At 69.4% G+C, this 13,528-nt stretch carries 12 protein-coding genes; 7 read left to right on the forward strand and 5 right to left on the reverse strand.

The features are described from left to right. Window positions 1–269: 269 nt before the first annotated feature. Window positions 270–2,174, reverse strand: coding sequence for a phosphoenolpyruvate carboxykinase (GTP) (locus ACFE6Z_RS08820; RefSeq protein WP_375385362.1), 1,905 nt, complete (start codon window positions 2,172–2,174; stop codon window positions 270–272). 120 nt (window positions 2,175–2,294) lie between these two features. Here ACFE6Z_RS08820 and ACFE6Z_RS08825 point away from each other — a divergent pair, with 120 nt between their 5' ends. Further along, complete coding sequence (locus tag ACFE6Z_RS08825) at window positions 2,295–3,731, forward strand: helix-turn-helix domain-containing protein (RefSeq protein WP_375385363.1); 1,437 nt, start codon at window positions 2,295–2,297, stop codon at window positions 3,729–3,731. Window positions 3,732–3,740: 9 nt separating this feature from the next. Here ACFE6Z_RS08825 and ACFE6Z_RS08830 read toward each other — a convergent pair whose 3' ends face one another. The 4 genes from ACFE6Z_RS08830 to ACFE6Z_RS08845 form a co-directional block, all read right to left on the reverse strand. Further along, entirely contained in the window at window positions 3,741–4,673 is a 933-nt protein-coding gene (locus ACFE6Z_RS08830; protein WP_375385364.1) for a DUF4436 family protein, read from the reverse strand. A gap of 21 nt (window positions 4,674–4,694) precedes the next feature. Next, the gene (locus tag ACFE6Z_RS08835) at window positions 4,695–5,768 is read right to left on the reverse strand and encodes a winged helix DNA-binding domain-containing protein (protein ID WP_375385365.1); all 1,074 of its coding nucleotides are present in this window, start codon (window positions 5,766–5,768) and stop codon (window positions 4,695–4,697) included. A gap of 4 nt (window positions 5,769–5,772) precedes the next feature. Then, on the reverse strand, window positions 5,773–7,275 hold the full coding sequence (locus tag ACFE6Z_RS08840; protein ID WP_375385366.1) for an NAD-dependent succinate-semialdehyde dehydrogenase: 1,503 nt from the start codon (window positions 7,273–7,275) through the stop codon (window positions 5,773–5,775). A 129-nt stretch (window positions 7,276–7,404) separates the two neighbouring features. After that, the gene (locus ACFE6Z_RS08845; RefSeq protein WP_375385367.1) at window positions 7,405–8,631 is read right to left on the reverse strand and encodes an ATP-binding protein; all 1,227 of its coding nucleotides are present in this window, start codon (window positions 8,629–8,631) and stop codon (window positions 7,405–7,407) included. A gap of 313 nt (window positions 8,632–8,944) precedes the next feature. Here ACFE6Z_RS08845 and ACFE6Z_RS08850 point away from each other — a divergent pair, with 313 nt between their 5' ends. The 6 genes from ACFE6Z_RS08850 (at window position 8,945) to ACFE6Z_RS08875 (ending at window position 13,526) form a co-directional block, all read left to right on the forward strand. Beyond that, entirely contained in the window at window positions 8,945–9,658 is a 714-nt protein-coding gene (locus ACFE6Z_RS08850) for a helix-turn-helix domain-containing protein (protein WP_375385368.1), read from the forward strand. Between the two features lie 3 nt (window positions 9,659–9,661). After that, a complete protein-coding gene (locus tag ACFE6Z_RS08855; protein WP_375385369.1) occupies window positions 9,662–10,456 on the forward strand; it encodes a transglutaminase family protein in 795 nt (264 codons plus the stop codon). A 28-nt stretch (window positions 10,457–10,484) separates the two neighbouring features. Then, window positions 10,485–10,961 (forward strand): hypothetical protein, encoded by a 477-nt coding sequence (locus ACFE6Z_RS08860; protein ID WP_375385370.1) that lies wholly within the window; start codon window positions 10,485–10,487, stop codon window positions 10,959–10,961. A gap of 134 nt (window positions 10,962–11,095) precedes the next feature. Then, a complete protein-coding gene (locus ACFE6Z_RS08865) occupies window positions 11,096–11,941 on the forward strand; it encodes a transporter substrate-binding domain-containing protein (protein WP_375385371.1) in 846 nt (281 codons plus the stop codon). Beyond that, window positions 11,938–12,780 carry an amino acid ABC transporter permease gene (locus ACFE6Z_RS08870; protein ID WP_375385372.1) on the forward strand — a complete coding sequence of 281 codons (843 nt, stop codon included), beginning with the start codon at window positions 11,938–11,940 and terminating at the stop codon, window positions 12,778–12,780. The genes ACFE6Z_RS08865 and ACFE6Z_RS08870 overlap by 4 nt, the downstream gene beginning before the upstream one ends. Next, on the forward strand, window positions 12,777–13,526 hold the full coding sequence (locus ACFE6Z_RS08875; RefSeq protein ID WP_375385373.1) for an amino acid ABC transporter ATP-binding protein: 750 nt from the start codon (window positions 12,777–12,779) through the stop codon (window positions 13,524–13,526). Before ACFE6Z_RS08870 ends, ACFE6Z_RS08875 begins: the two co-directional genes overlap by 4 nt. The last annotated feature ends 2 nt before the right edge of the window (window positions 13,527–13,528 follow it).

Genomic DNA, 13,528 nt, shown 5'->3' on the forward strand with positions numbered 1-13,528 from the left:
GCAGGTCGATCAGATCCCGGGTTCGGGCGGGGCGATCCGCTGGACATCACCCACCGACCGTGTCTACGTCGTGCAACCCGAACGCCGAGTACCCGCCTTCCACGCGACCCCACCCGCACCCTTCTAGAGCCCGGATCCACCACCCGAGCGAACACCGTCAACCGTCGCGCAAAGCGCGGCTCAGGAACCGAATCGCCCTCGGTCGCTGAGCCTGTCGAAGCGTCGCAGCCAGCGGATGGCCCTTCGACACGCTCAGGAACCCAAACGCGTCAGGCGGTCTGCGCCGCCTTGAGCCGGTAGCGCAGGGCGGCCAGCTCCGACTGCAGCGCCGCAGGGATGCGGCCGTCGAAGGTGTCGTAGAACTCCGCGGTCAGATCGGTCTCGTGCAGCCACGACGCGGTGTCGATCGCGAACAGCTCGTCGAGATCGGCCTGCGGGACGTCGATGTCGGTCAGATCCAGATCGGATGCCACGGGCAGGCGCCCGATGGGGCTGTCGACCGCGCCGACCTCGCCCTCTATGCGACGGATGATCCAGTCGATGACGCGCGAGTTGTCGCCGAATCCGGGCCACAGGAACCGGCCGTCCGTGCCCTTGCGGAACCAGTTCACCTGGAAGATGCGGGGCGCCCGGTCGAACCGCAGCTTCTGGCCGACGCTGAGCCAGTGCCCGAAGTAGTCGGCCATGTTGTAGCCGCAGAACGGCAGCATTGCGAACGGGTCGCGGCGCAGTTCGCCGACCGTGCCCTCGGCGGCTGCCGTCCGCTCGGACGAGATCGTCGAGCCGAGGAAGACGCCGTGCGTCCAGTCAGTCGCCTCCAGGACGAGCGGCACGTTCGTCGCACGCCGTCCGCCGAAGAGGATGGCATCGAGCGGAACGCCCTCCGGAGAATCCCAATCCGAGGCGATCTGCGGGCACTGCGCGGCAGCCACCGTGAAGCGCGAGTTGGGGTGGGCGGCGGGCCGACCCATGTCGGGCGTCCAGGGGTTGCCCTCCCAGTCGGTGAGGTGCGGGGGCGCCTCGTCGGTCAGGCCCTCCCACCAGACGTCGCCGTCGGGGCGGAGCGCTACGTTCGTGAAGATCGTGTTGCCCCACAGGGTCTCGACCGCCGTGACGTTCGTGGACTCGCCGGTGCCGGGCGCGACGCCGAAGAAGCCGGCCTCGGGGTTGATCGCCCAGAGGCGCCCGTCTTCTCCGGGGTGCAGCCACGCGATGTCGTCGCCGAGGGTCTCGACCCGCCACCCGGGGATGGTCGGACGCAGCATGGCGAGATTGGTCTTTCCGCACGCGGAGGGAAACGCCGCGGCGAGGTGGTAGGCGCGGCCGGCAGGATCGATGACGCGGATGAGGAGCATGTGCTCGGCGAGCCAGCCGTTGTCGCGCCCGATCACCGACGCGATCCGCAGGGCGAAGCACTTCTTCGCCAGGATCGCGTTGCCGCCGTAACCCGATCCGTACGACCACACCTCGAGGGTCTCCGGGTAGTGCACGATGTACTTCTCGTCGTTGCAGGGCCACGCGACATCCTGCTCGCCCGGAGCGAGCGGCGCTCCGACGGAGTGCACCGTCTTGACCCACGGCGCACCCGCGGCGATCTCGCGGACCACGTCGGTGCCGACCCGGGTCATGATGCCGATCGACGACACGGCGTACGGGCTGTCGGTCACCTGCACGCCGATGTGCGAGAGCGGACCGCCGACCGCCCCCATCGAGAACGGCACGACGTACATCGTGCGGCCCCGCATCGACCCGGCGAAGACCTCGTTCATCGTCGCGCGCATCGCGGTCGGGTCGGCCCAGTTGTTCGTGGGGCCGGCATCCACCTCGCGCTCGGATGCGATGAAGGTGCGCCCCTCGGTGCGAGCGACGTCACTCGGGTGCGAGCGGGCCAGGTACGACCCCGGCCGCCACTCCGGGTTGAGCTTGATGAGCTTGCCCTCGTCGACCATCTCGCGCAGCAGCGCATCGTTCTGGGCGCGCGAACCGTCGACCCAGTGGATGCTGTCGGGCTGCGTGAGCGCGGCGATCTCATCGACCCATGCCAGAAGTGCCACCATGCCTTCGCCGACGACGGCGGGCCGGCCGCCGAAGTCGCGGACACGAGCGCTGCCCGTCGCGGCGGAGCGGCTGACGGAGCGGGTGGCGGGGCGGGTGAAGATGTCGGCCAGAGCCATGGGCGGTTCTCCTTCGGCGATGAGCGGATTCGAAGTTCTCCACCACTCTTTCGCGCTTTGGCCCGGTCTTATCAGTCTTTGCGTGTTAAAGAACACCACTTCTTTCGATAACATCAAGGAATGCCCACGTCTTCTCTCGAGCTCGCCACCCTCGGCCACCGCATCCGCCACGAGCGCGTCTCGCACGGATTCACTCTCGACGAGCTCGGCGAGCGCGTGGGTGTCGCGGGCAGCCAGCTGAGCCTGATCGAGAACGGCAAGCGCGAGCCCAAGCTGTCGCTCCTGCAGGCGATCGCGGAGGTGACCGGGATCGAGGTGACGCAACTCCTCTCGCCCGAGCCGCCGAACCGCCGGGCGGCGCTGGAGATCGAGCTGGAGCGCGCCCAGGCCGGATCGGTGTTCCGCCAACTGGGGGTCGCCCCGGTGCGCATCACGAAGGGCATGAGCGACGAGACGATCGAATCGATCCTGGGTCTTCACCGCGAACTGCAGCGCCGCGAGCGCGAGGCCATTGCGACGCCCGAGGAGGCACGGCGCGCGAACACCGAACTGCGCCTGCGCATGCGGGAACGCAACAACTACCTCCCCGAGGTCGAGCGGCTCGCCGAGCGGCAGCTCAAAGCCGCCGGTCATACGTCAGGCGCGGTGACGCACCGGACCGTGAGCATCATGGCCGAGCAGCTGGGCTTCGAGCTGATCTACGTCAACGATCTGCCGCACTCGGCGCGCTCGGTCACCGACCTTGAGAACGGCCGGATCTACCTCCCGCCCGCCTCGATCCCCGGCGGCCACGGACTCCGGTCGATGGCGCTGCAGGCGATGGCCCACCGCCTGCTCGGGCATCGCCGGCCGGCGGATTACGCCGACTTCCTGCAGCAGCGCCTCGAGATCAACTACTTCGCCGCCAGCTGCCTCATGCCCGAGACCTCGTCGGTCGCGTTCCTGCAGCAGGCGAAGAAGGAGCGCAACCTCGCCGTCGAGGACTTCCGCGATGCGTTCGGCGTGACCCACGAGGCGGCCGGGATGCGCATGACCAACCTGGCGACGCAGCATCTCGGCATCCCGCTGCACTTCCTCCGCGTGGACGGGTCGGGCGCGATCTCACGCGTGTACGAGAACGACGAGCTGCCGCTTCCCATGGACGTGACCGGGGCGGTGGAGGGTCAGATCGCGTGCCGGAGGTTCCTGGCCCGGTCGGCATTCGAGGAGCAGAACCGCACGACCGAGCACTACCAGTACACCGACACGCCCAGCGGCACGTTCTGGTGCTCGACGCAGACGGGCACGACCTCCGACGGTGAGTTCTCGATCACGGTCGGGGTGCCCTTCGACGACGCCAAGTGGTTCCGCGGCCGCGAAGCATCCAAGCGGGCGACCTCGACGTGCCCGGATGAGTCGTGCTGCCGGCGCGCGCCCGCGGAGGTCGCCGGTCGCTGGGAGGGCAAAGCGTGGCCGAGCGCGCGTGTGCACATGCAGATGTTCTCGCCGCTCCCCCGCGGGACATTCCCCGGAGTGGACGACAGCGAGGTCTACGCATTCCTCGACCGGCACGCCTGAGTCGGCGGGTCAGGCCGGGGGTGCAGGGGGCGCGGGCGCGGCGGCCGGGGCGGGCGGCGTCCACCGCACCCACGCGGCCACATAGATCACGAGCCCGATCACGAGCGCAGCCAGCACCCACAGCACGATCAGGAAATCGACCCACGACCCGATCGGCGGCGCGCCGGGGAGGAACGTGCGCAGCGGAATCGTCGCGAAGAGCATGGCCGCCATCCAGCTCATCAGCGTCGCCTCGACCTTGCGGCGTCCGCGGAAGGCGAGGATCGCGACGGTGAGCGACAGGACCGGCATCACGACCATGAGGGCCAGGATGACGACGCCGAAAGCGATGGTGGCCGTCGAGCGCGTGGCGGTGATCTGAACTGCCGGTACCGGTGTGCCATCCGCCATGATGTCGTCGGTTCCGGCAACCGTCGTCCCACTGACGATCCAGCCCGGCACGTGCGCTGAGCCGCAGACGACGGTCTCGAGTGGGGTAACGACGCCGTCCACCAGGTGCGTGGCGAGGAACACCGGCTCCACAGCGTGCGAATCGAGTGGCCACTGCTCGATGTAGCCATTGGTGATGAGTCGCAGGGGTTGCGCAGACGGTAGCTGGCCGGCGGCGACGGTGAACGACCGCGGCCCGTCATTCTCGGTGACGAGCACCGTCAGCGGTTCCTTCAGGAAGCCCGCGGAATCCTGGGGCATCGGACCGAACGAGCGCACCGAGAACGTCGCACCCAGTCGATCGCCCGCCGCATCCACATTCTGCGGCGCGAACTCGATGAGCACGGCATCCGTCGGCACCTCATCGACGCAGCTCGCGAGCGTGTCCGCCTGCTCGCCGCCGGCGTACATCGAGACCACGCCCGCGTAGAGCAGCACGAAGAGCGTGACGATCGAGATGACCCACGCGCGCGTGCGGGCGCGGAAGCGGCGGGGCTTCGATTGGGGCGGCACGGAGCCAGTGTGGCAGAACGCTCAGCCCTGGATGAAGCGCCGGTAGCGATCGAATGCGGCGGATACCTCGGCGTCGGTCACTGCGTCACGGATCAGGTGCTCGGCCGACGGATCGGCGTCGAGCCGGGCAAGCGAATGCGAGTGACTCCACGTGCCGACGATCTCGCCGCGCGCCACGAGGATCGGCCGCATCGCTCCGCCGGTCATGACGGTCGGGCCGTGCTCCGGCGCACAGCTGACCGATCGGTCGGCGTAGGAGAGGAAGTACTCCTCGAACGGGGGCAGCGCCAGCACCGCCGGCGCGGTGGGATGCCGTCGCGGAAGGTCACTCGCGATCCACGAGTCTTCGTCGATGCGCGTGAGCCGCGGGTCATCCGCCCCGGCCGCGCTGCGCGCCATCCCGACCGGAAGCCCCGACCACCACGCGAAGTCGGCCGCCCCGGCCGGGCCGTGCGACGCGACGTAGCGGACGAAGAACTCGACCAGCGGATCGGAGGGCGTCCACTGCGGTGCGAGCCACTCGTCGCTGAGCATCACGTACTGCTCGCGGCTCGGTGCGCCGTCGCGCGGGACGACCGGACCCTGCACGATCACGCCCCGCACGGAGAGGGCATACAGCACGTGCACTCCGCGCTGCTCGCGCGGATCGATGCCGATCCCCCGCAGCACTTCGAACAGCTCGGCGCGGGTGAGCCGGTTCCCGCCGCCCAGCGCTGACCGCACCGCCGTCTCGGCGCGGGTGAATTCGGCGTCGCCGAGTCCGAGCATCCGGTGCCGCGAAGCCGCAGCGCGGAACTGGCGCTCACCGGTCAGCGAGAGCACCCATCCGAGGTGCCGGGACGGGATGATGTGGATCGTGCCGCGCGCCGTCCACGAACGCACGAGCTCCCCACGGTCGAACGCTGCGTCCACGTCGGAGAGGGTCGGCTCGCCCTTCGTGCGGGCGGCGAGCGCCCATCGCCCACCCCAGAACTCCTGAGCCTGCGTGGCGAGCATGTGATCGGCCGCGTCGGCGAGCGTCGCGGACGGTGACGTGAGCCGGTGCGAGCGCAGGCGCAGGTCGCGGAGGCGCTGGACCGCCCGCGTGGCCGTCATGCCTTCATCCTGGAGCTGGAGCTGGAGCCGGAGGTCCGGAGAACGGGTTCGGGGTCAGCGTGTACTTGGTCTGGAGGTACTCGTGGATGCCTTCGGCCCCGCCTTCGCGGCCGAGCCCCGACATCTTCCAGCCGCCGAACGGTGCCGCGGCGTTGGAGACGACGCCGACGTTGAGCCCCATCATCCCGGTCTCGAGCTTCTCGATCATGCGCTGGCCGCGCGAGAGGCTCTCGGTGTAGACGTACGAAACGAGCCCGTACTCGGTGTCGTTGGCGAGGCGCACCGCATCGTCCTCGTCGTCGAACGGGACGATCGCGAGCACCGGCCCGAAGATCTCCTCGCGGAGGATGTCGCTGCCGGCCTGCACGTCGGTGACGACCGTGGCTTGGTAGAACGTTCCCGGCCCGTCGATCCGAGACCCACCCGTCGCGAGGACCGCTCCGCGCTGCACGGCGTCCTCGACGAGCGCGGATGCCTTGTCCACCGCCGCCTGGTTGATCAGGGGTCCGATCGTGACGCCGTCCTCGGTGCCGCGGCCGGTCGTGAAGCCCTGCACCCGTTCGGTGACCCGGCGCGCGAACTCGTCGGCGACCGAGCGGTGCACGATGAACCGGTTGGCCGCGGTGCAGGCCTGCCCGATGTTGCGGAACTTCGCCGCGAGCGCCCCCTCGACGGCCTTGTCGAGGTCGGCGTCATCGAAGATCACGAACGGCGCGTTGCCGCCGAGCTCCATCGAGGTGCGGAGCACGTTCTTCGCGGCCTGTTCGATGAGCTTCTGCCCGACCGGCGTGGATCCGGTGAACGACAACTTCCGCAGCCGGGGGTCGGCGATGATCGGCGCCGACACCGCGCCCGATGTCGAGGTCGTGATGACGTTCACGACGCCCTGCGGGAGGCCGGCGTCCTCCAGCAGCTTCGCGAAGTACAGCGTGGTGAGTGGCGTGAGCTCTGCGGGCTTGATGACGACCGTGCAACCGGCGGCCAGGGCCGGGGCGATCTTGCGGGTGGCCATCGCGAGCGGGAAGTTCCACGGCGTGATGAGGAAGCACGGCCCCACGGGGTGCTGCGAGACGATGATGCGGCCCGTGCCCTCGGGGTTCGCGCCGTATCTGCCCTGCACGCGCGGGGCCTCTTCGCTGAACCAACGGAGGAACTCGCCGCCGTAGCCGACCTCTCCCCGCGCCTCAGCGAGCGGCTTGCCCATCTCGAGCGTCATGAGGAGAGCGAACTCCTCCTTGCGCTCCTGGAGCAGGTCGAACGCGCGCCGAAGCACCTCACCGCGCTCGCGGGCGGGAGTCGACGCCCAGGCGGCCTGCGCCGCGACCGCAGCATCCAGCGCCCGCATGCCGTCTTCCGGTGTCGCATCCGCGATCGAGCGGATCACCTCGCCGGTCGCCGGGTCGTACACGTTGAGCGTGCGACCCTCGGAGGCATCGATCCACTCCCCGCCGATGAAGAGCCCAGCGGGAACCGAGGCCAGCAGCGCGGATTCACGGGTGTCGGTCATGTGTGGGCCCTTTCGCACACGGATGCCGCAGCATCCGTCGGACATATGATGCTCAGTCTGCCGCGGTCAACGGCGCGTGCCGATGGCCGATCGGTACAACATCTCTGAATGGTTGTACGGCGCGGACAGTCAACCGGCGTCGGCGGGGAGAACCACCCAGACGCTCGCGCCACCGAGTGCGGAGTCGTCGATGCCGATGTGTCCGTGGTGCGAGTCGACGATCCGGCGACAGGTCGACAGTCCGATGCCGAGGCCGGGCGCCCCGGGGTCGGTGCCCCGCTCCATGAGTTCGAAGACTCGGTCGCGCTCGTCGAACGGGATGCCGGGCCCGTTGTCGTCGACGGTGATCCGCCAGCCGCCGGGGAGTGTCCGCGCTGTCACCTCGATGCGCGGCGTCTGCTCGCCCGCAGCACTGAACTTCGTCGCACTCAACTTCGCCGCACTGAACTTCGCACCGCTGAACTTGATGGCGTTGCCGATGAGGTTCTGCAACAGCGCCCGCAGCAGCGTGGGGTCGCCGATCACCTCGACGGATGCGTCCACGACGACCTGCGTGCCGGTCTGCACGACCGAGGCGTCCAGATCTTCGAGCACCGCCCGCACGATCTGCTCGAGATCGACGGCGACCCGCCGGGGGTGCGCGCCCCCGACGCGGGCATAGTCCAGCAGGTCGGAGACCATCGCGCTCATCCGATCCGCCGCCGATTCAGCCCGGGCGAGGCTCCGCGCCGCCCGCGGAGCATTGACCATCTCGGGACTGTCGGAGGCCAGTTCGAGGAATCCGGAAAGGGCCGTGAGCGGGTTGCGCAGGTCGTGGCTGACCTGGAGGGCGAAGCGCTCGAGCTGCTGATTCGACTCGGCGAGCTCCAGGGTGAGCCGACGCAGCTCCAGGACTTCGGCCACCTGGTGGGCGAGGAGGTCGAGCGCATGGCTGTGCTCGGTCGTGAGGTCGCCGGCGTCTTCGTCGAAGACGCACAGCGTACCGATCGCGACGCCGGCCGGGGTGACCACGGGGCTCGACGCGTAGAACCGGACGTTGGCGATCTCGCCCGTCACGAACGGATTGAGCGCGAAGCGGTCGTCCTGGCGCGCATCCGGCACGACGACGAGGCCGGGATACTCCAGCACGACGGCGCACATCGAATCCTCGCGCGCGCAGGTCGCGGGAGTGAAGCCGACGGCGGCGACCTGATGCTGGAAACGGTCGTCGATGATGTTGATGACCGCCGTCGAGACTCCGCACACGGTGGAGGCGAGCTCGACGAGACCCTGCAGGTCGAGCAGCGGTGGCTCACCGAGCAGCGCGTATTCGGCGATCGCGTCCGTCCGTGCGGAGTCGACTGCTGCAGTGGTCACCCCGGCCCCCGATCCACGCATCAGACGCGTTCAGGATAGCGGTTCACGGCGCCGATCCCGGCCGCGCCCCTCTCCCGCCGAGTTCATGTTCGGCGGCGGCGAACGCTTCCTCGAGTCCGCCGGCCACTCCTCTTCGTGACACTCACCCTTTGATCACTCTGGCGGGTCAAAGGGTGAGTCACGGGGAGGGTGGGGTGCGATCGCCCCGAAACGGAGGCCCCGGGCGGGGGCGCGGCGGCCGGGGGGGGCGCGGCGGCCGGACGGGGGCGCCCCGCCATGACGAGATGTCGGAGGGGTGCGGAAGGATCCCACCGTGAACCACTCGACCGCACCGACGGATACGACGGATACGACGGAGACAACGGATCCGCCGCACGACCGGAACACCCCCATCGATACATCCGGGTATGTGCGACGCGCGCGACGATCGGCCGACCTCAGCCAGCGAGATCTCGCCGCGGCGGTCGGCGTCTCGCAGTCCAACATCTCCCGTATCGAATCGGGTGGCGGCCTCTCTGTGCGCGAATTCGAACGGATGCTGTCGGTCGCAGGGCTCCGGATCGCGGTCGTCGATGAGTCGGGCGTTGAGATCGAGCCGATGCCGCAGGACGTGCTGCGGGATCGAGCAGGGCGCCGCCAGCCGGCACACCTCGACGTCCACGCTCCGCCCGAGCTGCCGACGACGCGCATGCTCCTCCGCGCGGCCGATCCGATAACGCGTCCGTCGTGGCATCACCGCCGAAGGGACCGCGACCTGCTGCGCAGCAAGGGGATCGGAACGCCGGAGCAACTCACCGCTCGCGCGATCGCGGCCGCTGCGGCGGCTCGTCGCAGTCGCGCCGGCCCTACCCCGCCGTTCAGCGCGTCCGCCACGATGGCCGCGAGCCGAGCGCGCGCCGCATCCCTGTTCCGCAACGAGAATCGCCCTGACAGCTCGGACTCCGGGATCGTCACGCCCGCGGTGACCGAAGACCCGGACGATGCGGAACGGCCATGGATCCATCATCCGCCGGCATGCGATGGTTGACGCATGAAGCGTGAAGTATCGAGCACCATCGTCCTGGACGTCACCAATCCGGCCGAGATGATCTTCGCGGTGGCCGTGACCGGCCACTACACGCCGGTCACCGAGTCTTTCACCGCGACGCTGGACGGCCGCGAGGTCCCCTACACGACCCTCCCCGACGCGCACGGCACGCGCCTGCACAAGGTGGCCTCCGACAACGGGCGTCTCGAGGTGACGTACGCCGCGACGATCCAAGGCCCCGGAGACATCGCGATCGCCAGCGACACCGACCTGGTCACCTACCTGCGCCCGAGCCGTTACGCCGAGTCCGACACCCTGGGGCCTACGGCTTACGCCGAGTTCCGCGGCATCCCCCAGTCCGACCTGCTGGCCGCCGTCTCATCATGGGTCGGCACCCGGCTGTCGTACGTGCCCGGCTCGAGCCTCCCCACCGACGGCGCGGTCCAGACCCTGCTCGCCCGCCAGGGCGTGTGCCGCGACTACGCCCACCTCTGCGTCGCGCTGCTGCGCGCCCTCAACGTTCCGGCACGGCTCGTCGCCGTGTATGCGCCCGGACTCTCGCCGATGGACTTCCACGCGGTCGCCGAGGCTTGGGTCGAGGGTGCCTGGCGGGTCGTCGACGCCACGACCCTCGCCCCCCGGTCGACCCTCGTGCGGATCGCGACAGGACGGGATGCCGCCGACTCGGCGTTCCTCACGATCGTCTCCGGCAACGTCAGCCTCGTCGATGTCACGGTGACGGCGGTCGTCGACGAACTGCCCGACGACGATCTCACGCAGTTCGCCGCCATCGCCTGACGCCCGCCGCGCAGATACGCTGGGCATCATGCGCGCCTGGCTGATCCGATTCGCCTCCCTCTACGTCTTCAACGTCGTGGTGCTGCTGCTGATCGGACTCCTGCTGCCGCAGGTGAGCGTCGGCTGGTCGGTGCTCTGGGCGAGCATCATCCTCACCGCGGCGACCCTCTGGATCAAACCCCTGATCACTACATGGTTCCGGGGTATGGCGTCGCGCTCGGCCGCCCAGCGCACGAAGGCGGGCGAGAAGGTCGTGCAGTTCTTCCTCGTGATCCTGGTCGCCTACATCGTGTGGATCCTCGTCGCGATCCTGTCCGGTGTGCGCGTCCACGGATGGTTCTGGGGCTACGTGATCCCCCCGGTCCTTCTGCTCATCGCCTGGGCGATCTACGACGCGATCGATGACCGCGTCGAGGGCCACGCGGGTGCACTCTACGACAAGGCCACCGGCAAGCCTCTGGCGAGGGCGGATACTGCGACCACCGAGGAGCAGCGCAAGCTGTAACAATGCGACCCCGCCGAGCCCCGGCATCCCGGCGGACGGCACAATGGGATGGCGCGCCCGGACAGCACCGGGCGCCGTCCCCGCGTCACGCCCCCTGTCACGCTGGGCCCTGCACCTCGACCCTGGAGGCATCCATGCCGTCTACCCGCACCCTGCTCCGCACCGCAGCGGTCGGCCTCGCCGCCGCGGCGCTCGCCCTGACCGGTTGCGCCAGCGGCGCCACGCCGAGCGCATCCGACGACGCCGCCGCCGCGTACGTCACGCCGGGCAAGCTCACGATCGCCACCGGCGAGACGGCCTACTTCCCGTACGTCGTCGACGACGACCCGACCACCGGCGAGGGCTTCGAGGCGGCTGTCGCGTACGCGGTCGCCGACAAGCTCGGGTTCGCCAAGGAAGACGTCGAGTGGGTGCGCACCAGCTTCGAGGCGGCGATCGCTCCCGGTCCGAAGAGCTTCGACTTCAACATCCAGCAGTACACGATCACCGATGAGCGCAAACAGGCCGTCGACTTCTCGTCGCCGTACTACTCGGCCAGCCAGGCGGTCGTCGCGATCAAGGGCGGAAAGGCCGACGGGGTCACCTCGATCGCGGGGCTCCAGGGCCTGACCCTCGGGGCGATGTCGGGCTCGACGAGCGCGACGACGATCCAGGACGCGGTGAAGCCGACCACGGCGCCGCAGCTCTACGGCTCGAACGAAGACGCGGTCGCCGCGCTCAAGGCCAACCAGATCGACGCGATCGTGCTCGACCTGCCGACGGCCTACTACACGACGGGCGTCTACATCGAAAACTCCTTCATCGTGGGCGGGCTGCCCGCCGCCGGAGTTCCCGACGAGTGGGGCGTGGTGCTCGCCAAGGACTCGCCGCTGACGGCGAAGGTCACCGCGGCCCTCGACGAGCTGCGCGACGACGGGACCCTCGCGACCATCACCGACAAGTGGCTCGGTTCGGGTCAGGGCGTCACGCAGCTCAAGTGACCCATCAACCCAGCTCGCTCGAGCTCGACAGGCGCGCCTTCCGGCGCAGCCGCTCGCAGCGCTCCGTGCTGCTGGCGGTCGCCTCGACCATCGCGTTCGCGGTGATCGTCTGGGCGACCGTCATCAACACGGCCGGCTGGTCCAAGGTTCAGCAGTCCTTCTTCGATCCGGCGATCGCGCTCGAGTCGCTCCCGAAGGTGTGGGACGGATTCCTGCTCAACCTCGAGGTGCTGGGCCTGTCGATCATCACGGTCGCGATCTGCGCCCTGGCGCTCGCCCTGCTGCGGACGCTTCGCGGCCCGGTCTTCTTCCCCCTCCGGGCCCTCGCGGCCGGCTACACCGACATCTTCCGCGGCCTGCCGCTGATCATCGTGCTGTACCTGGTCGGCTTCGGGCTTCCGACGATCCTCAATACCCGCATCCCCCCTGTCGTCCTGGGGGTGATCGCGCTCACGCTGACGTATTCGGCCTACGTGGCCGAGGTGATCCGTGCCGGCATCGAGGCCGTGCACCCGTCGCAGCGGCTTGCGGCGCGGGCCCTCGGGCTCAGCTACGTACGGACGCTACGGCACGTCGTGCTCCCGCAGGCTCTGCGCAAGATGACCCCGCCACTCATGAACGACTTCGTCTCGATGCAGAAGGATGTGGGCCTCGTGTCGATCCTCGGGGCGATCGACGCCGTCGCCGCCGCCCGGTCGGAGGTGGCGCTCACCTACAACTTCACGCCGTACGTGGTGGCCGGCATCCTGTTCGTGCTTCTCGCGATCCCCACCATCCGCCTCACCGACTGGTATGCGGCGCGGCTGCGCCAGCGCGAGCAGACGGGATCGGTGCTGTGAGCGCCGTCGCCTCGGGGCCGCTCCTGGAGGCCCACGACTTGTGGAAGGCGTTCGGCGATCGCGAGGTGCTGCGCGGTGTCTCGGTCGACCTGTCGGCACACGAGGTCGTCGCGGTGATCGGCGCGAGCGGCTCGGGCAAGTCGACCCTGCTGCGCTGCCTGAACCTGCTCGAGCCGATCGACGACGGGCGCATCCTGCTCGGCGGCGAAGACATCTCGGATCCGCGGGTGCGCGCCGACCGCGTGCGGGCCCGGTTCGGGGCGGTGTTCCAGAGCTACAACCTGTTCCCGCATCTCTCCGTGCTCGACAACGTCACGCTCGCCTCCCGCGTCGTGCAGGGCGTGTCGCGCAGAGAAGCCGAGCGCCGGGGCATGGAACTGCTCGACCGCATCGGACTGGCCGCCCAGGCAAAGGAGCATCCCGACCGCCTGTCGGGCGGACAGCAGCAGCGCGCGGCGATCGTGCGGGCGATCGCCACCGATCCCGAGGTGCTGCTGCTCGACGAGATCACCTCGGCGCTCGACCCCGAGCTCGTCACCGAGGTGCTCGAGCTCGTGCGGTCGCTCGCGGATGACGGGGCGACGATCCTCATGGCGACGCACGAGATGGCGTTCGCGAGAGACGTCGCGCACCGGGTGGTGTTCCTCGACGCCGGGCGCATCCTCGAGCAGGGCAGCCCGGCCGAGGTGTTCGGCGCTCCGCGCGAGCCGCGGACGCGCGAGTTCCTGGCGCGCTTCACGGCCTGACC

This window comes from uncultured Microbacterium sp. (genome assembly GCF_964244775.1).
In the GTDB taxonomy this organism is placed as follows: Bacteria; Actinomycetota; Actinomycetes; order Actinomycetales; family Microbacteriaceae; genus Microbacterium.

What these genes read in the sequence shown, in the direction of transcription:
- ACFE6Z_RS08820 (WP_375385362.1), bottom strand. Translation starts at nt 2,174, where the DNA reads ATGGCTCTGGCCGACATCTTCACCCGCCCCGCCACCCGCTCCGTCAGC.
- ACFE6Z_RS08825 (WP_375385363.1), top strand. Translation starts at nt 2,295, where the DNA reads ATGCCCACGTCTTCTCTCGAGCTCGCCACCCTCGGCCACCGCATCCGC.
- ACFE6Z_RS08840 (WP_375385366.1), bottom strand. Translation starts at nt 7,275, where the DNA reads ATGACCGACACCCGTGAATCCGCGCTGCTGGCCTCGGTTCCCGCTGGG.
- ACFE6Z_RS08835 (WP_375385365.1), bottom strand. Translation starts at nt 5,768, where the DNA reads ATGACGGCCACGCGGGCGGTCCAGCGCCTCCGCGACCTGCGCCTGCGC.
- ACFE6Z_RS08860 (WP_375385370.1), top strand. Translation starts at nt 10,485, where the DNA reads ATGCGCGCCTGGCTGATCCGATTCGCCTCCCTCTACGTCTTCAACGTC.
- ACFE6Z_RS08855 (WP_375385369.1), top strand. Translation starts at nt 9,662, where the DNA reads ATGAAGCGTGAAGTATCGAGCACCATCGTCCTGGACGTCACCAATCCG.
- ACFE6Z_RS08865 (WP_375385371.1), top strand. Translation starts at nt 11,096, where the DNA reads ATGCCGTCTACCCGCACCCTGCTCCGCACCGCAGCGGTCGGCCTCGCC.